The organism is Marinilactibacillus sp. GCM10026970, from assembly GCF_042660675.1.
Taxonomy (GTDB): Bacteria; Bacillota; Bacilli; order Lactobacillales; family Carnobacteriaceae_A; genus Marinilactibacillus.
The window spans coordinates 57,274-75,742 of sequence record NZ_JBHSUL010000005.1 but is presented as its reverse complement, the minus strand read 5'-3'; the positions used below and the strand labels follow the sequence as shown (position 1 = coordinate 75,742).

The window sequence follows — 18,469 nt, the reverse complement described above, 5'->3', positions numbered from 1 at the left end:
TATAAACAAGAATAAACCCTATAAGGATTGTAAAAAAGCACAATTCTTACAGGGTTTATTTGTATTTGAATATTTTAAGGGACTTTTGTCCCAGCCTCTTTTTAATTTGTATTTATTTTTTTACGTATTGATTTGTTAAGTCCATGAATGTTTCGATATCTTCTTTTAGAATATTGATTCCTTTAACCCAGAAGTCTGTTGAAGTCAAATCTACGTTCAAGTGTTTCTCTGCTAAGTCTTCTGTAGACATAGATCCAGTGTCTCTTAACAGGGCGATGTATTGATCTTCAAAGTCCGTACCTGTTTCTAAAGCTTTTGCATAAATACCAAGGCTAAACAAGTACCCGAATGTATAAGGGAAATTATAGAAAGATATACCACTAATATAGAAGTGAAGTTTACTTGCCCAGAAACTAGGGTGATAGGTAGATAAACTGTCATCATAAGCTTCTTTTTGAGCTGCTTCCATTAATTCACTTAAACGTTCTGCAGATACAAGTCCTTTTTGACGTTCTTTATAAAAGTTAGATTCAAAGATAAAACGTGCATGGATGTTCAAAAACATCGCCAAAGCATTCTGAATTTTGTTATCTAATAAAGCAATTTTGACCTCATCATTCTCAGCTGACTTGACTGTCGCATCCGAAATAATCAGTTCTGCAAAGGTTGATGCTGTTTCCGCAACGTTCATAGCATAGCCTTGCTTCATATACGGTAAGTCGAACATTACGTGGCTGTGGAAGGCGTGACCTAGTTCATGAGCAAGGGTAGCGACTTCACCAGGTGAATCTGAATACGTCATAAATATTCGTGATTCTTTTGAAACAGGTAAACTCGTACAGTAACCGCCCGGTGCTTTTCCGGGACGATCTTCTGCTTCAATCCATCTGTTTTCAAATGCATGCTCAGAAAATTTAGCCATTTTATTACTAAACTTTTTAAAGTTATTAATAATAAATTCTGCACCTTCATCGTAAGTGTAAGTTAACGGTTTGTTGTTACCAACGGAGACTGGGGCTTCGATATCAACCCAGTCTAATGTCTCTTTACCAAGAAGGGCAGCTTTTCTAGTCAGATAATTAGTGAAAGGTTTTTTGTTGTCTGAGATGGCTTTCCACATGGCATCCAATGTTTCATGCTTCATACGGCTCGCTTCCAATGGTCTTTCCAAGAAGTCACTGATGCCATGTACACTATAGTCGGTCAATCTAAATCCAGCCAGGTGATTTAATGTATCAGCGAATAACTCTGATTGACTACTCCATGCTTTCTCCCACTTTTGGAATAAATCTGCTCTAACAGCTGGATCAGGATCGTTATACATACGGTTTTCCGCTTGGCCGGCTGATAAGTAGACTGTTTCCCCGTCTTCATTGGTTATAGGTATTTGAATTTTAGCTACAATACTGTCATAGTGCTGTTCCCAGCCTTCAATACCATCTATAGAAAGTTTAGATAACAAACTTTCCTCTTTTTCGCTCAATAATTGTTTGGCTTGTTCACGGGATTCACTTAAATTAAATGTAAAAGGGTTAAAGTAATCTAGCGCCAAAAGTTTTGACCATTCTTCGTCGCTGATGACCGTTAGCTTTTTATAGAAAGGTATTGTTGCTGAGGAGAGCTCACTAAACAATACAGATAAACGACCTATCAAGCTTTTAGCTTTTGAATTATTGACATCAGCTGATAAAGTCCCATTTATAAACGAGGCAGCCTCACTGATTTCAGGTATTACTGCGTTTTGATCTTCCAATATGGATTTCATATTCTCGTAACTTGGCTTATCTTGTTCAGGATCCCAGCGATTGATCTTCTCACTCAAATCAGAGATTTTTTCTGACCATTTAGAAAAGTCTTTTTCTAGCTCACTTGAGTCAATACTTGGATAAACGGATTCCAAGTCCCATTTCATACTGTAATTCATTTGAATCATTCCTTTCAGTCTAATTAAACATATTTTTCTGTGATTTCAAGATATTCATCAATATCTGAATGCACCATATCAATGGCTGATTGCCAGAATTCTGGTTGAGTCAGATCAACATTCAAATGCTTTTGAGCGAGCTCTTCTGTAGTCATGCTTGCGGTGTCTCTAAGCAAGGCGATGTAGCGATCTTCAAAGTCCGTTCCTTCTTCAAGCGAGCGAGCATAAATACCTAAACTAAATAGAAAACCAAACGTGTACGGGAAATTGTAAAACGGCACGCCTGTATTATAAAAATGGAGTTTACTTGCCCAGAACGTTGGATGATAGGTGGATAAAGAGTCTTGATAAGCTTCTTTTTGAGCGTCAATCATCAACTCAGATAAGCGATCGTCTGTTACGATACCCGTTTTTCGCTCTTCATAGAAGGCTGTTTCAAAGATGTATCTTGAGTGGATATTCATGAACATCGTTGCTGCACGAGCATTTTTACTATCGAGTAAATTGATTTTTTCAGCTTCTGATTTAGCTTCTCGAACAGTAGCATCAGATATGACCAATTCTGCAAAAGTAGAAGCCGTTTCGGCTACATTCATTGCATAGCGACGGTTCATAGAAGGTAGATCTCTCATGACATAACTATGAAAAGCATGTCCTAATTCATGAGCGAGTGTCGAAACATTTCCAGCAGAGCCTGAAAAGGTCATAAAGATACGCGACTCTTCTGATTCAGGAAGATTTGCACAGTATCCACCAGGACGTTTAGCATCCCTGTCTTCAGCTTCAATCCAAGCATCTTCAAAAGCGGTTTTTGCTAATGACTGCATTTTTTCGCTAAATGAAGAGAAGTTATCCATAATAAAAGTTGCGGCTTCATCAAAAGAGTAGTGACGAGGTTCAAAATCTCCTACAGAAACTGGAGCAGTTACGTCTACCCAAGATAGTTGATCAATATTCATTAATTGCGCTTTGCGTTCTAAATAACGAACAACTTTAGGCTTGTTTTTAGTAATCGTGTCCCACATTGTATCTAGTGTTTCTTTTTTTAGACGATTATATTCAAGAGGACGTTCCATAAAATCTTCTGTTCCATGCAATTTATAGTTTTCAAGTCGAAATCCAGCCAGGTGATTCAATGTATCGGCAAATAAAGGTGCTTTATCACTCCAGGCTTCTTCCCATTTTTTCAGCATATTTAGCCGAGTTTCTGGATCTTTTGCAGAACCCATAATGTTGGCTGCTTGTCCGGCAGAATACTTTTGTACCGTACCTGAACCATCTTCTAATTCCACTTCTATACTTGCTACAAGGGTGTTGTAAAGGTCTCCCCAGCCTTTAAATCCATCGTTGGCTAAAGTATTGATAGCTGTTTCTACTTCTTGCGTTAGAAGAGATTTACCTTGATCTCTTTGCTCGTTGAGTGGGAATGCGCTTGCCTTGAATGGTTCTTTCTCTAAAAGAGAAGACCAAGCTGAATCGCTCATACTCACAAATTTCTTGGTCAACATTGTAGAGCTGTTACTCATTTCGCTGTATAGGGTACTCAGCTCTGTTGTCAACTTAGAGGCAAGCTTGTCTTTAACATTGGCAGACAGTAACCCTCTAGAGAATGTCATAGATTCAGAGAGACCATTTCCTAGTTTCTCACTGAAGCTTAAAATAGAAGCGAGTTCTCTATAGTCAGAATGATCATTGTCAGCATCCCAATTTTCAATCATTTCATGATAAGATTTGAGTTCTTTTTTCATAAGATCAATCTTATCTCTAAGAGCTTGAGACTGACTTCCCCCTTTGAAAATAGATTCCATGTCCCAGTTAATCGGATAACTCATAAAATATAACTTCCTTTCATATAAATTGTATACTCTTTTATTCTACAAGTTTTTTCTTTCCATATCCATACACATAAGCTAGAATATGTATATTCGAATGAAAGCAGGTCAAAAAAATGAAGAAACAGCAAGATATTAAAGGAACGATTTTTATTGGAGTAGCCTTTATCATTATGATAATTCTTTTTATCAGCTCTAGCATGACGTACCAGGAACAGAACGTACAGCCTTTATTGAATAGGTTATTAGCAGGAGAACCTTTGAAAAATCTATTGAGTGGCATTCGATTTTCATATGCTGGAAGTGAAGTCAGTGTGCAAGCTTCTGGTTATTTAGGATTTGTTGAATTTTTTATTAGAAAAGGCGCGCATTTCAGTATTTTTCTTTTACTTGGAGTGAGTTGGTTTATGGGATTGAAAAATAAAACAAGTAGTTATATTTTGACAGCGATGTTAGCTTTACTACTTGCAGCAGGGTATGCAAGCTTTGATGAACTTAGACAAGCATTTAATCCGGACCGGACGGCTTTACTTGAAGATGTGTTTATCGATTCAATGGGTGCATTAACAGGTATCGTATTGACTTGGTTAACGATATCCAAGTGGTCAAGCAAGAAAACAAAAAGGAAAAAATTAAAGTTTAGTAAATAGTGAATGGTCTAAAATAGTTAATGTAAGCGTTCAGATTGAATTTGAACAATGAGAAAATTTTGCTATAATAAGAGAGGTTCGAATTTCGATTCATAAAGTAGACAAGAAAGTAGGAATATAATATGGCAGGACATTCTAAATGGAAAAATATTCAACATCGTAAAGGTGCTCAGGATGCCAAGCGTGGAAAGATTTTTCAAAAATTATCAAAAGAAATTTATAAAGCAGCAAAAGATGGTGGAACAGATCCTGAAATCAATGCAGCTTTAAGACTAGCTGTAGATAAAGCTAAAGCAAACAACATGCCCAATGATAATGTTGAACGTGCAATCAAACGTGCTTCTGATGCTGGACAAGGTGATAACTATGATGAAGTCTTATATGAAGGATACGGACCAAACGGAATTGCTGTTTTGGTTAGTGGACTGACAGATAATCTGAATCGTACGAGTACAAATGTACGTGTAGCGTTCAACAAAAATGGCGGCTCACTTGGAGAAAAAGGTTCAGTAAGCTACATGTTTGACCGTAAAGGATACATTGCGATCGCTCGTGAAGGATTAGATGTAGATGAGGATACAATGCTGATGAGCGTACTTGAAGCAGGCGGAGAAGAGCTTGAGACATCAGAAGATGTATTTGAGGTCTATACAGAAGCACAAGACTTTTCAGACGTAAGAGATGCACTTGAAGCAGCAGGTTATATGCTAGATCAAGCCGAAATCACGATGGTGCCTCAAACCACTGTATCCGTACCAGAAGATAAATTAACGACATTTGAAAATATGATTGAAGCATTAGAAGATGACGATGATGTCAGCGAAGTTTACCACAATGCTGAAGTTTAAAAACTGAATATTTCTAAAGGGAAAATGACTAAACATCATTTTCTCTTTTTTTTATTTTAAAGATGATTTCTATAGGAATTGAACAGTATATATAGATGAAACACTCAATATAAAAGTATTCTAACTGGAAATAGAAGAAAGGGGGGAACTTATGGAAATAGAATCTTTTGCAAAACATCTGATCACTTTGGCACATTCTTTTGAAACAAGTGATATTCATATACTACCGGAAGAAAATCATTATGCGGCCTATTACAGATTACATGGAAGAATGGAAAAACAATTTTATTTAGACAGAGATGAAGGCGCTCGATTGATTTCATATTTTAAATTTGTGGCCAATATGGATGTAGGGGAACATCGAAAACCACAAAGTGGATCATTAAATTTTGAAATAGAAAGCAAAATGATTGATCTTAGATTCTCAACGATTACAAATTACCACTCAAGAGAGTCACTTGTCATTCGTCTTTTAAAACAAAAAAGTCAGGAAAATTTGAAAACAGGTTCTTTTTTTGAGCATGAGTTAACTTTACTAAATAAGTTGATTGCATTCAAAAGTGGTTTAATCCTTTTTTCTGGTCCTGTCGATTCAGGCAAAACGACCACAATCTACCAGCTCGTTAAAAATAGAATCAGTGAAGAAAAACAACAAGTTGTTACGGTCGAAGACCCTGTAGAAATACATGAAGAACAGTTTCTTCAGACTGAAGTCAATGAAAAAGCAGGCATCACTTACGAACAATTACTTAAATTCAGTCTTCGGCACCATCCGGATATTTTGATTGTTGGGGAGATCCGAGATGAAGAGACCGCTAAAATGGTTATTCGAGGTGCACTAACTGGTCATTTGATCATTGCGTCTGTCCATGCCAAAAACTCTAGAGGTGTAATCCCTAGAATGATGGAATTAGGAATTTCAAAAGAACTACTCAGCCAAACGATTATAGGTATAGTCTTTCAAAAGTTATTACCGCTGTCTTGTCCGTTTTGTGAGCAGGCATGTCATCCTCATTGCAAAAGTATGTTAAATATTCAAAAAAGAGCGGCTCTTTTTGAAGTGTTGTGCGGAAGTATACTTCAACAACTACTTTCAGCTCAAACAGAGTTCGTTCAGGAACAAGTAGGTTCAATAAACAGAGACTTTAACCATTTATTAAAAAAGGTGAGATTGTGTGGATACATTTCAGAAAAAACCTATGAACAGTACCTTATTCCGTAGTGTAAAAGAAACGAGAAGACAAGGCATATTTTTAAAGCGTATTGGTACTTTATTGTGTGAAGGGTTCTCGTTAAAAGAAGCAGTAGGCTTTCTTTTTACTATTGCAGACGATAAACAAAAGAACTGGCTAACTTCAATTGAGAAAAGTGTCTACGGTGGACATACTCTTCATAGTGCGTTGATTAAGATTGGGTATAGTGAGCGAATCTGTACACAAATTTACCTATCGACAATTCACGGACATTTCTCTGAAACAGTCCGTGTGGCAGGGGAGCAGCTAATAGAATCTGCTAAGAGAAGGAAAAGAATTCACGCAATTGTTCAATATCCAATCATGCTGATCTTGTTCATCACGATTATGCTCTTTTCGATGAGATTTGTCTTGATGCCTCATATACAAAGTATCGTGTCACCAGACGAACTTTCAGTGGGGATCGGAACTAAACTGATTATATCAACTGTTTATACAGCGCCATACTGGATAGTGGGCATTATCGGATTATTGTCTACGAGCATCCTTCTATTTCAATTCATGATTAAAAATCTCACGGTTATAGAAAAACTGAATTTGTACTGCAAAAATAAAATCTTCAGTATATATGTCCAACTATATTGGACTCAATTTTACTCTTTTGAATGGAGCCAGCTGTTAAAGAGTAACTGTAGTTTAATAGAAATTGTTCACTTGCTTCAAGAAGACGAAACATCAAAACTATCAAGAGAAGTTGGGAGCCACTTAGAGAAAGAAATGAGAAAAGGGCAATCCTTTCAAGAAGCTTTAACAGACTTTGGGTTTTTAAAACCTGAAATTGGAGAGATTGTCCGGCATGGTGAGTTGACTGGGAGGCTTGGAAGTGAATTGATGTTGTATGCCTCAGAGTGTGAAGAAGAGTTAAATCAAAGGATAGAAACTATTATGGAAAAAATACAGCCAATTGTATTTGTCATTGTAGCATTGATGATTATAGCGATATATGCCGCATTGTTACTACCTACATTTTCAATTATGGAAGGATTGTAAATATGAAAATTAAAGTTCCGAGAATTTCAAGAAAATCAATTTTAAAAGAAGAAGGATTTACATTAATCGAAATGTCGCTGGTCCTCTTTATCATTTCAGTACTCTTGCTACTGATTATCCCAAATATTGGATCGCACCAAGGTACAGCTAAATCGACTGGAGATACAGCGTTAGAAACAGTCGTTCAGACCCAGATAGATTTGTATGAAATAGAAAACAAACAGAAGCCGACCAGTTTGGAAGTGTTAAAAGATCAAAAGTATTTAAATGAAAGACAATTTAATGAAGTTCAAAAACAATTCTCTATTGATAGTAATGGAAACCTGATAAAAAAAGCTGGAGGATAAATCAGTCACATGATAGTAGCTCAAGACCAGAAGGGGTTTACATTAGTAGAAACATTGGTCGTTTTAAGTTTGATCTGGATATTTTTACTAATACCGGTTATTCCTTTTCAGTCTATTCAAGAAGAAACGGAAACAAAACAGTTCTTTAAGGAACTTGAATCCACAATAACGTTGATTCAAAATCATGCCATATTGAACGGAGAAACCACTAGATTCGAAACGCGTCCAGATGCTAAAGAGATTGCCTTCAGAGTTGTGACAGATAGAAATCATCCCCTGAATGAAAATTTAAAAATCCCCGAACATATTGAGCTAGTAAGTGCTTCTAGAGTTTATAGATTTGTCTCTGATTCTGGTAATCAGGGGAATCTTAACCCAATCAGGTTTAAAACAGACAATCAACTGATTGTAATTCAATTTAGTTTAGGAAGTGGCCGATTTGATGTTAAGACAACGAGTCAATAAGGCAAAGTCTCAACAGGGATATGTTTTACTTGAGAGTCTAGTCAGCTTAAGTCTCATTACAGTTGTGCTCGTTATATCTTTGCCATTAACAGTCAATTTGGTTCATAAACTCGAAGAACAAAGAATAGATGTAGAAATGTATCGAACGCTATATGACCAATCAAAATTTTGGTCAGCTGATGAAAAAAACACGACAGAGATCACATCGTATAATACTCTACTAAGCGTTTCAAATACATCAAGGGGAATAGTGGTAGAAGGTGAAGACGATCAAAACATACAACTCCAGATTAAAGCAGTCTATTGGTTCCCATGAAAAGGGCTTTACACTGATTGAGGTTCTTTTATCTTTAAGTATCGTTAGCTTATGTGTAGTCCTACTCTCTTTTTTTACAAGTCAGTCAAAAAGCCTTCAGGATAGAATCAATACGGATCGTCAGCTAGAGTGGCATCTATTTCTGAACCAGACAGAATACGAACTGGAAGGAAGCACTAGGGTAAGTGTCGATTCAGATAATTTAAGCGTAGAAAAAGAGAATAAGCAAGGTCATAAAGAAACGATTAAGTATCAAAAATATTTATCACTCTTGCGAAGACAAGTTGGTGGAGAAGGGCATCAACCTATGCTTACAGATCTAAAATCTCTACAATTCAAAACAAAAGAAAACAAAGTCACAATAACCGTAAAATTCAATAACGAAGAAACTTATTCAGCTGTATTCGATATTCCAGTAAAGTCGGAGGAAGAGAGTGAAGAAATTGAAAATTTACTTGGAGAACGATAAGGAAAGGGGCAGTATTCTAGTATCAGCTGTATTATTTATGGCTATTGCTGCTCTATTTTTAACTGGTATTGCTTCTCTAGTCAAAACGCAGGTCAAACAACTGAATCAAGTACAAAACAGCTATGAAGTGCGGAGCATGATCAACTTAGCTGAAAAGGTGTTGATTCATTCAGAGACTGAAAGAGAAGCCGCACAAAAAGGGTTCATCCCTTTTAATGAAGGTAGCGTAGAATGGAGTAGAGTAAATGAACAAGTGTATAGATTGAAAGCGCGTTTAGATAATGGGCATGAATTTGTGAAAGAATTTTCTATTCAGCAGATTAGTAAAGAATCGGACATAGCTAATATCGAGGAAATGCCTTGAACTGTATAAATACTTTTACTAGATGGTTTTTCTAGAGTCTTACTTAAGACAACGAAAAGAGACGCTGAGTATAACTTGTTGCGTTTCTTTTTTTTTGTTCATTTGTTATACTATTAAAGTATAATGAATTCAATAATTATTGAGAATACGTGAATACATTAAATTGATTTAGTGTGTTGAAATAGTTCTAAGCAATAAAAATATAGTTTTAAGGATAGGATGTTTAGATGTCAAGAATTGAAACGATACAACAAAAACTGATAGAAAATAAAATGGATGCAGTGTTGATCACAAGTCCTTATAACTTGCGCTATGCTTCTAATTTCACTGGTTCAACTGGACTAGCTGTGATCACAAAAGAACAAGCTTTCTTTGTAACGGATTTCAGATATACAGAACAAGCTTCTGAACAAGCAAAAGGATTTGAAGTGATCCAAAATACAGGACCAATCTTTGATGTAGTATCTGAATTGATCTCCACACATAAAATCAAGAAAATAGGGTTTGAAGAAAACCATGTTACTTTTGCTACTTATCAAACAATCAATGCGTCTTTTAATTGTGCGCTTGTACCTGTAGGGTCATTGATTGAAGATATCAGAGAAATCAAAGATGATGCCGAAATCGAATTAATTCAAGAAGCGATTTCAATTACTGAAGCGGCTTTTGAACATATTCTTACGTATATTAAACCAGGTATGACTGAAATTAAAGTAGCAAATGAATTAGACTTCTTTATGCGTGAACGCGGTGCATCAGGCGTATCGTTTGATACGATTGTCGCTAGTGGTGTGCGTTCTGCAATGCCCCATGGTGTAGCTAGTGAAAAGGTTATTGAACTCGGCAATATGATCACAATTGACTTTGGCTGTTATTACAAGGGCTATGTATCAGATATGACACGTACATTTGCTTTAGGAGATCCAGGCGAAGAATTAAAAGCAATCCATCAAATCGTACTAGATGCAAATCTTAAAGTGACTGCTGCTGCCAAGGCGGGCGTTTCTGGTTCCGAGTTGGATAAAATCGCAAGAGATTATATAACAGAAAAAGGTTATGGAGAAGCATTTGGACATTCTACAGGACATGGAATCGGTTTGGAAGTGCATGAAGGACCTGGAATCAACTTCAAAAATGATCAGCCATTAGTTGTCGGAAATGTGATTACTAACGAACCAGGCATTTATATTCCAGGTTTAGGCGGTGTCAGAATTGAAGATGACTTGCTGATTACTGAAAAAGGCAATCGAAACTTGATGAAGTCTTCAAAAGAGCTCATCATCCTTTAATAAATAAGCAATCAATTGAGAAATAACGCTTTCTAATCAATGGATAGTAAGACTTATGTCTCAAATCATGGTACAATAACATTGTATATAACAGTGTGACACTCTATCAATCAATCAGTTTGTATAGAAAACACTTCGGGAGGAACTTAATAGAATGATATCAACAAACGATTTTAAAACGGGTCAAACAATTCAATACGATGGCAACATTTGGAGAGTACTTGAATTTCAACACGTAAAACCTGGTAAGGGTGCAGCGTTCGTTCGTTCAAAACTTAAAAATCTTCGTAGTGGTGCAGTTCAAGATAAAACTTTCCGCGCGGGTGAAAAGCTTGAAAGTGCGCATATTGAAAATAAAACGATGCAGTATCTTTATGATAATGCTGGAACACATGTATTCATGGATACGGAAACATATGAACAACTTGAAATTCCAGAAGATCAGATTAAAGATGCATTGAAATTCATGAAAGAAAATATGCTTGTAGAAATCATGATGTTTGGTCATGAAGTTCTAGGAGTAGACTTACCAACTAAAGTAGAACTTAAAGTTGTGGAAACAGAACCAGGAATTCGTGGAGATACGACTTCTGGAGGATCTAAACCAGCAACTCTTGAAACAGGTGCTGTTGTAACTGTACCTTTATTTGTAAATAAAGATGATGTACTGATTGTAAATACTTCAGAAGGTACTTACGTATCACGTGCGTAATCATCATTTGACTATAAATAGTATAAAGGAGGAATAATCGTGGCAGAAGAAACATTTGTTGGAGAGCACCCTATCAATCCATTTGGTGAGATTGAGGTTGCTCCTGAAGTCTTGGAAGTCATTTCTGGGATAGCTGCTAATGAAGTTGATGGCGTTTATGCGATGCAAGGCAAATTTACATCAGAAGTAAAATCCGTGTTTGGTATAACAGATCACAATAAAGGTGTTCATTTAGTATCTGATGAAAAAGGACTCAAAGTAGAAGTCTATTGCTATTTCAAGTACGGCGTAAATGTACCAAAAGTTGCTCTGGATATCCAGCAACGAATTAGAGAACAAGTTTATCATATGACTGAAATTGAGTTAACAGAAATCAATATTCATATCGTAGGCATCGTACCAGAAAAAACAAATCTCCAAGAATTATTTGAATTGGAATCGGAAGAAGATGAGACAGAGTGAAAACTGTAAGGCGTGTGATTCGGGAAAAAGCCTTTCAGTCTCTTTTCCAGCTATCCACAGATATTGATTGTACAAATGAAGAAGTGATTCAGTTCTCACTTGAAAGTGAGCTGAATATGAAAGAAAACTATTCGGCAGAAGAAGCGATGAAGATTGTACTTCCCGAAGACAAAAGCGGAAGTCAAATCGTTAGAGACGCATTAAATTACTTGACGGTTGTAGTTGCAGGCGTTAAAGACAACGAAAATGTGATTGACGAAACGATTTCAAGACATTTGAAAAAATGGACTTTAAACAGATTAGAAAGAACCAATTTATTGATTTTAAGGCTAGCAACTTATGAATTGCTTTTCCAAAAAGAAATTGATAAGAGTATTGTAATTAATGAAGCGATTGAATTGACGAAAGACTTCAATGATCAAAATGCTAGTAAGTTTGTTAATGGCGTACTTCAAAGTATCGTTGATACACAAGCAGAGTAATTCATAAAATCTAAATAAGAACTTCTAAAATCGATGCCTCGTTAATTAAGTTCAAGCGAATAACGAGGAAATATGAAGAGGGAAGAAATAGGAGTGCAATGAATTCAGCATTCCTATTTTTTTCGCTCTCTTTCTATATGAAGCGAAAAGATTTAAATATAAAGGAGGGAAATGATGGAAGAACAATACTTAACCGTTTCCCAGTTGACGAAGTATATCAAAAGAAAATTTGAACGTGACCCTTATATGGATCGTATATTTTTGACTGGAGAAATTTCCAACTTTAATCGAAACCGTAGAAATGGACATCAGTATTTCAATTTAAAAGATGATCAGTCAAAAATATCTGCTATCATGTTTTCTGGCGATTTCAAAAAGTTGAAATTTCAGCCAGAAGAAGGTATGAGTGTACTTGTTATTGGACGAATCTCTGTTTATGAAAAAACAGGTTCTTATCAGATTTATATCGAACATATGGAACCTGATGGCGTCGGAGCACTGTATCAAGCTTATGAAGAATCTAAAAAGAGGCTAACTGCAGAAGGCCTTTTTGATCAATCATTGAAAAAACCGTTGCCGAAGTTTCCGAAAAAAATTGGAATTATCACCAGTCAAAGTGGTGCAGTTATTAGAGATATTATTACGACCGTCAAAAGAAGATTTCCTTCAGTTGAATTATTTTTGTTTCCAACCTTAGTACAAGGAGATAAGGCGGCTAAATCTATTGCTGGGAATATTCAAAGAGCAGATATTAGGCAAGATTTGGATATCTTAATTGTAGCTAGGGGTGGTGGATCTTTTGAAGATTTATGGCCGTTCAATGAAGAAATCGTTGTTAGAGCAATTTCTTCAGTCCAAACGCCCGTGATTTCTTCTGTTGGACACGAAACGGATACGACTTTATCTGATTTAGTAGCTGATGTCAGAGCAGCTACACCTACCGCAGCTGCAGAATTAGCCGTGCCGGTGTTGTCCGATGAACTGATCAAAATTGAGCAACAGGAGCATCGTTTATATAGAGCTTATCAGAACCGTATCCAATTTCTGAAAGACCGTTTAGCTCGAATAGAGCGTTCTTACATTTTCAGGCAGCCACAGCGCTTGTATGAAGGGTACAGTCAAAATCTTGACCAGCTTCAACAACAGCTTGTCCAGACAGTGAAAGACATAGTTACAAAACAGGATCAGCAGCTCAAACTATTGTCCCAGCGGTTAACTGCACTAAATCCCTCTAATACAATTCGTCAGTATAATCGAGAACTTCAGCAGCTGGAAAAACAACTTTTAAGAGCTCAAAGACAATTGCTGGAGCAGTCAGATAAACAATTGAATTATTATATTCAATCATTGGAGCATCTTTCGCCATTGAAAATACTAGGTAGAGGATTTGCTTATGTTAGAAAAGAAGATACTGTCGTGAAATCTACAGAGAGTTTGTCTATTTCCGATGAGATATCTGTTCAGCTGTCGGAGGGCTCCTTTAAAGCTAAAATTACAAGTATTGATTTAGATACTGATAAAGATAAATAATAAAAGAAGGTAGGGAACAAGATGGAAAAAGAAATGAACTTTGATGATGCATTAAAAGAACTTGAAGAAATCGTTTCAAAACTTGAGCAAGGAGATGTTCCGCTTGAGGAAGCGCTAGATCAGTTTCAAGAAGGCATAAAATTAAGTAGATTATGTAAAAAAACGCTTCAAGAAGCAGAAGAAACCATGACAAAAATCGTTGATGAAAATGGAAAAGAAGCAGCGTTTGAAAATGATTTAAATCGTCAGGAAAACTAGGAGTGACCAAATGAAGTTTCAAGAATTCTATCATAAAGAATATGAACCATTTGAATCGTACAGTTTGACACTTATCAAAGAACGAAGTGGTACGGTTATTGAACAAGCTATGAAATATTCTCTAGAAGCAGGAGGGAAAAGACTACGTCCCTTACTGATGCTTGCGGTCATTTCAGCTTTTGGTAAAGATCTAAAAGATGGCTATCCAGTTGCGGCAGCGCTTGAATATATTCATACGTATTCTTTAATACATGATGACTTACCAGCTATGGACAATGATGATATGCGCAGAGGTAAACCAACGAGTCATATCAAATTTTCAGAATCCACTGCGGTCCTAGCGGGAGATGCATTATTAACGTATGCGTTTGAAGTAATAGTTTCTGGGGACATTGAGCCCGAAAAACAGGTTAAACTGATCAAAGAGCTTGCATATTGTTCTGGATATGAAGGGATGATTGGCGGTCAGCAGGCAGATATAGACGGGGAACATGCAGCATTATCCCTAAATGAACTGGAAGCTGTGCACGCTAGAAAAACTGGAGAGTTGATACGATTTGCTATGTTTGCAGGCGGGGTTATTGCAAACTGTGATCCAGAAACAGTCACTTTATTAGAAGAGATTGCAAGAAAGATTGGTATTGCCTACCAAATTAGAGATGATATTCTAGATGTTATTGGCGATGCAGAAGAACTGGGTAAAGCAACTGGTGCAGATAGCAAACTAGGTAAAAGTACTTACCCAGCCCTACTTGGGCTAGAACAGGCAAAAGAACGTCTTCAGACAGAATTAAACACAGCGAAAGCACGTGTGACTCAAATAAAAGAAACACACGCTTCATTTGATGAAGAACTGTTAGTAACGTTTGTCGATTCTTTGTTGCTAGGGTGAGACAATGTATCTTGAAGTGATCGGTTTTATAGTAGAAACTGAAAGGAGGTTCTCAGTTGAAGAAGCAACGTGCGGATGAATTGTTAATTCGTCAAGGTTGGGCAGAAGATCTGGAAAAAGCCAAAAGGTTTATCATGACTGGGAAAGTGTACACACGAGACGAAAAACAGATTTTAACAGCTGGTGAAAAATGGTCTATGGATACAGAAGTATACATTAAAGGTAATGAGCTTAAATATGTTAGTCGCGGTGGATTGAAACTAGAAAAAGCCATTACGTTATATGAAATTGACTTGTCAGATAAAACCGTATTAGATATTGGATCGTCAACAGGTGGCTTTACAGATGCTGCGTTGCAAAACGGTGCTCGATTAGTCTATGCTCTTGATGTTGGAACCAACCAATTGGCTTGGAAACTGAGAACGGATCCAAATGTAGTCGTTATGGAACAAACCAATTTCAGACATTGTACAATAAAAGATTTCTCAAAGGGACAACCTGACTTTGCTACTATTGATGTTTCTTTTATTTCTCTTGAATTGATTTTGCCTGTTTTGAAGACGATTTTAGCTTCAGAAGGAGAAGTCGTAGCACTGATTAAGCCGCAGTTTGAGGCGATGAAAGAAGAAGTCGGTGAAAAAGGTATTATAACGGACATTGAAGTTCATAGAAGAGTGCTTATAAACATTTTAAAATTTGCATACACCAATGAATATACACTAAAAGGATTGACCGTTTCTCCCATTACGGGTGGAAAAGGAAATATTGAATTTTTAGCATACCTTAAAAACGGAAAATCCAATAATGAGCTTATTGAGGAAGAAATAAACGCTGTGTTGACAGCTGATGAATACCTTGGTAAAAGTAACAGAATTATGACCTAATTGTTTAAACGTTTTCATTTTATTCATACTTTACCGATATTTTACTTTGAACTGGAAGCGTTCTGAGGTATACTAAAATAGAAACACTGTATAAATATACTGTATAAAATTTAAAAAGAACGTTATCCACATTATATGAGAAAATCATTAAGTGTGGATGTTTAAGCAGGATTGTTTAAATGTCGAAATTGTGGCCGGAGATAAGACTAGGAGTGTCGTAAAGTATGAAAAAGAAAGAACGTCACCAGCTTCTAAAACAGTTAGTACAACAAGAAACGATTCAAAAGCAGGAAAATTTTGTGGGGATTTTAAAAGAACGTGGCATAGAGGTTACACAAGCAACAATCTCTAGAGATATTAAAGAGATGCAACTGATTAAAGTTCCTTCGCAATCTGGAGGTTATCAGTATAGCGTACCCCCTGAAATGAACTATAATATTTCCAAAAAATTATCCAGACTCATGAAAGATGCTTTTGTATCTATTGATACTCAAAAAGAATTTGTTCAAATCAAAACATTACCGGGTAATGCTTTTGCATTGGGCGCTCTAATTGAAACGGCTAATTATGAAGAAGTTTTTGCGTGTATATCAGGAGATAATTCTGTATTGATTATTTGTCGATCAGAAAACCAGGCCGAAACACTACAAAGAAGAATGATTTCGTTTGTTTAGTCTGATTGGATTGTCTATTTATCATTAGATTGGGAGGGTTTGCTTTGCTGCAAGCATTGCATATTCAAAATTTTGCGATTATACAAGAATTATCACTAGATTTCAATCAGGGAATGACTGTGCTGACCGGGGAAACTGGTGCAGGGAAATCAATCATCATCGATGCTGTCGGTTTGCTTGCTGGAGGTAGAGGGTCGGCTGAATTTGTTCGATACGGGACAAAAAAATGTTTACTTGAAGGACAATTCTTGTTGAATGAAAACAAGGAAGTCATGAGACTTCTGGACAAACATGCAATTGATTCTGCCGATCAAGTAGTTATGATTCAAAGAGAGATTCATGCTACAGGTCGAAATGTTTGTAGAATCAACGGTAGTATTGTGACCATTGCTGTTTTAAGAGAAATTGGTAATGCCATGATTGACATTCATGGTCAAAATGAACATCAGGAATTAATGGATTCCGAAAGTCATATTGAATTACTTGATCAATATGGCAATTCCAAGTTGGAAACATCCAAAAATCGCTATCAAATGTTGTTCAAAGAATATAAAAAAGTCAAAAAAGAGCAGAATAATTGGCAATACAACGAAAGAGAGTTTGCACAAAGATTAGATATTTTAAGATTTCAAGTTGAAGAAATTTCGGATGCTCAGTTGGAAGATAATGAAGAAGAGTCTTTAAAAGAAGAAGAACAAAAACTTTCGAACCATCAATCTATTGTCGAAGCTTTATCGAATAGTTATAAGGCGCTTCAAGGAGATGAAGATGCAAGTGGATTAGATTCAGTGGGACAAGCCATGGATATTATGTCTTCAATAGAATCTATGGATGAAAAATTCAAACAAATTTATGATACATTATCCTCTGCGTTCTTTCAAATTCAAGAAGCCTCAAGTGAAATCTACAATGAAATGGACAGTCTTGAGTACGATGAAGAGCGATTAAATGAGATTGAAGAGAGACTGAATCTGATTCAACAACTTAAAAGAAAGTATGGAACTTCGATAAGCGAAATCAAGACCTTTCTCCAAAATGCAGTTGATGAACTGGAGAAAATTGAAAATCGCGAAGGCCAAATGGATCACTTAAATAAAAGAGTAGTAGAACTCGAGAGTAAGCTTCTAGAAGAAGGAAAAGCATTATCTACATTAAGACGTCAAACAGCTTTAAAACTGGAAAAAGCGATTCATGAACAATTAAAAGAATTGTTTATGGATAAAGTGGTTTTTGAAGTTCAGTTCTTGAGAGACACTAAAGCATTTAGTATGGATAGTGCACATGATAACGGTTTAGATAAGATAGAGTTTTATGTATCGACTAATCCAGGAGAACCATTGAAACCACTGGTCAAAGTTGCATCTGGAGGAGAATTATCTCGAATGATGTTAGCGATGAAGACGGTGTTCTCAAAAGAGCAAGGTATAACGAGTATCATATTTGATGAGGTAGACACAGGTGTCAGCGGGAGAGTTGCACAAGCGATTGCAGATAAAATCTATTCAGTCGCTTTTCATTCACAAGTATTATGTATTACACATTTACCGCAGGTTGCTGCTATGGCAGATCAGCATTTGTATATCAGTAAGGTGATCGTTGAAGATAGGACAAGTACGCATGTTGAGCAGTTGGCAGATAAAGACAAGGTATCAGAAGTGGCCAGAATGCTTGCAGGTAGTGAGATCACGAAGTTAACAATGGATACAGCAAACGAACTGCTTTCATTGGCTTCAAAGAAAAAGAAAGCATAAAAAAAGTCATGGAGAATCTCCATGACTTTGGTCTATAATATAGCGCCAAGTAGAGCAGCAATTGCTGAAAAACTCAT

General features: G+C 36.4%; 21 protein-coding genes. 19 read left to right on the top strand and 2 right to left on the bottom strand.

Annotation, left to right across the window (positions count from 1 at the left end; genetic code table 11):
- Nucleotides 1-112: 112 nt before the first annotated feature.
- Together ACFP65_RS02305 and ACFP65_RS02300 are read right to left on the bottom strand one after the other, a co-directional pair.
- Nucleotides 113-1,924: a M3 family oligoendopeptidase gene (locus tag ACFP65_RS02305; protein WP_379915548.1), complete on the bottom strand. Its 1,812-nt coding sequence runs from the start codon at nt 1,922-1,924 to the stop codon at nt 113-115.
- A 23-nt stretch (nt 1,925-1,947) separates the two neighbouring features.
- On the bottom strand, nt 1,948-3,756 hold the full coding sequence (locus ACFP65_RS02300; protein ID WP_379915546.1) for a M3 family oligoendopeptidase: 1,809 nt from the start codon (nt 3,754-3,756) through the stop codon (nt 1,948-1,950).
- 116 nt (nt 3,757-3,872) lie between these two features.
- Here ACFP65_RS02300 and ACFP65_RS02295 point away from each other — a divergent pair, with 116 nt between their 5' ends.
- From ACFP65_RS02295 to recN, 19 genes are all read left to right on the top strand, one after another.
- Nucleotides 3,873-4,406 (top strand): VanZ family protein, encoded by a 534-nt coding sequence (locus ACFP65_RS02295; RefSeq protein WP_379915544.1) that lies wholly within the window; start codon nt 3,873-3,875, stop codon nt 4,404-4,406.
- Nucleotides 4,407-4,528: 122 nt separating this feature from the next.
- Nucleotides 4,529-5,254 carry a YebC/PmpR family DNA-binding transcriptional regulator gene (locus tag ACFP65_RS02290; RefSeq protein ID WP_379915542.1) on the top strand — a complete coding sequence of 242 codons (726 nt, stop codon included), beginning with the start codon at nt 4,529-4,531 and terminating at the stop codon, nt 5,252-5,254.
- Between the two features lie 151 nt (nt 5,255-5,405).
- Nucleotides 5,406-6,476, top strand: a complete 1,071-nt coding sequence (gene comGA / locus ACFP65_RS02285; protein WP_379915540.1) for a competence type IV pilus ATPase ComGA — start codon at nt 5,406-5,408, stop codon at nt 6,474-6,476.
- Nucleotides 6,430-7,497 carry a competence type IV pilus assembly protein ComGB gene (comGB, locus tag ACFP65_RS02280; protein ID WP_379915538.1) on the top strand — a complete coding sequence of 356 codons (1,068 nt, stop codon included), beginning with the start codon at nt 6,430-6,432 and terminating at the stop codon, nt 7,495-7,497. The genes comGA and comGB overlap by 47 nt, the downstream gene beginning before the upstream one ends.
- 2 nt (nt 7,498-7,499) lie before the next feature.
- The gene (comGC, locus tag ACFP65_RS02275) at nt 7,500-7,844 is read left to right on the top strand and encodes a competence type IV pilus major pilin ComGC (protein WP_379915536.1); all 345 of its coding nucleotides are present in this window, start codon (nt 7,500-7,502) and stop codon (nt 7,842-7,844) included.
- Nucleotides 7,845-7,853: 9 nt separating this feature from the next.
- Nucleotides 7,854-8,309 (top strand): competence type IV pilus minor pilin ComGD, encoded by a 456-nt coding sequence (gene comGD, locus ACFP65_RS02270; protein ID WP_379915534.1) that lies wholly within the window; start codon nt 7,854-7,856, stop codon nt 8,307-8,309.
- A complete protein-coding gene (locus ACFP65_RS02265; RefSeq protein ID WP_379915532.1) occupies nt 8,287-8,625 on the top strand; it encodes a hypothetical protein in 339 nt (112 codons plus the stop codon). Before comGD ends, ACFP65_RS02265 begins: the two co-directional genes overlap by 23 nt.
- Nucleotides 8,570-9,094 carry a competence type IV pilus minor pilin ComGF gene (comGF, locus tag ACFP65_RS02260; RefSeq protein ID WP_379915530.1) on the top strand — a complete coding sequence of 175 codons (525 nt, stop codon included), beginning with the start codon at nt 8,570-8,572 and terminating at the stop codon, nt 9,092-9,094. Before ACFP65_RS02265 ends, comGF begins: the two co-directional genes overlap by 56 nt.
- Nucleotides 9,060-9,458, top strand: a complete 399-nt coding sequence (locus ACFP65_RS02255) for a hypothetical protein (RefSeq protein WP_379915528.1) — start codon at nt 9,060-9,062, stop codon at nt 9,456-9,458. The genes comGF and ACFP65_RS02255 overlap by 35 nt, the downstream gene beginning before the upstream one ends.
- A 227-nt stretch (nt 9,459-9,685) precedes the next feature.
- Entirely contained in the window at nt 9,686-10,747 is a 1,062-nt protein-coding gene (locus tag ACFP65_RS02250; RefSeq protein ID WP_379915526.1) for a M24 family metallopeptidase, read from the top strand.
- A 154-nt stretch (nt 10,748-10,901) separates the two neighbouring features.
- Complete coding sequence (efp, locus tag ACFP65_RS02245; protein ID WP_379915524.1) at nt 10,902-11,459, top strand: elongation factor P; 558 nt, start codon at nt 10,902-10,904, stop codon at nt 11,457-11,459.
- Between the two features lie 39 nt (nt 11,460-11,498).
- Nucleotides 11,499-11,921: an Asp23/Gls24 family envelope stress response protein gene (locus ACFP65_RS02240; RefSeq protein WP_379915522.1), complete on the top strand. Its 423-nt coding sequence runs from the start codon at nt 11,499-11,501 to the stop codon at nt 11,919-11,921.
- On the top strand, nt 11,918-12,403 hold the full coding sequence (gene nusB, locus ACFP65_RS02235; RefSeq protein ID WP_225743608.1) for a transcription antitermination factor NusB: 486 nt from the start codon (nt 11,918-11,920) through the stop codon (nt 12,401-12,403). The genes ACFP65_RS02240 and nusB overlap by 4 nt, the downstream gene beginning before the upstream one ends.
- A gap of 174 nt (nt 12,404-12,577) precedes the next feature.
- Complete coding sequence (gene xseA, locus ACFP65_RS02230) at nt 12,578-13,933, top strand: exodeoxyribonuclease VII large subunit (RefSeq protein WP_379915520.1); 1,356 nt, start codon at nt 12,578-12,580, stop codon at nt 13,931-13,933.
- Between the two features lie 21 nt (nt 13,934-13,954).
- Nucleotides 13,955-14,191 carry an exodeoxyribonuclease VII small subunit gene (locus ACFP65_RS02225; protein ID WP_225743610.1) on the top strand — a complete coding sequence of 79 codons (237 nt, stop codon included), beginning with the start codon at nt 13,955-13,957 and terminating at the stop codon, nt 14,189-14,191.
- Nucleotides 14,192-14,201: 10 nt separating this feature from the next.
- Nucleotides 14,202-15,083, top strand: coding sequence for a polyprenyl synthetase family protein (locus ACFP65_RS02220; RefSeq protein WP_379915518.1), 882 nt, complete (start codon nt 14,202-14,204; stop codon nt 15,081-15,083).
- Nucleotides 15,084-15,139: 56 nt separating this feature from the next.
- Nucleotides 15,140-15,967 (top strand): TlyA family RNA methyltransferase, encoded by an 828-nt coding sequence (locus ACFP65_RS02215; RefSeq protein WP_379915516.1) that lies wholly within the window; start codon nt 15,140-15,142, stop codon nt 15,965-15,967.
- 224 nt (nt 15,968-16,191) lie between these two features.
- Nucleotides 16,192-16,641: an arginine repressor gene (argR, locus tag ACFP65_RS02210; protein WP_379915514.1), complete on the top strand. Its 450-nt coding sequence runs from the start codon at nt 16,192-16,194 to the stop codon at nt 16,639-16,641.
- A 44-nt stretch (nt 16,642-16,685) separates the two neighbouring features.
- Nucleotides 16,686-18,392, top strand: coding sequence for a DNA repair protein RecN (gene recN / locus ACFP65_RS02205; RefSeq protein WP_379915512.1), 1,707 nt, complete (start codon nt 16,686-16,688; stop codon nt 18,390-18,392).
- The last annotated feature ends 77 nt before the right edge of the window (nt 18,393-18,469 follow it).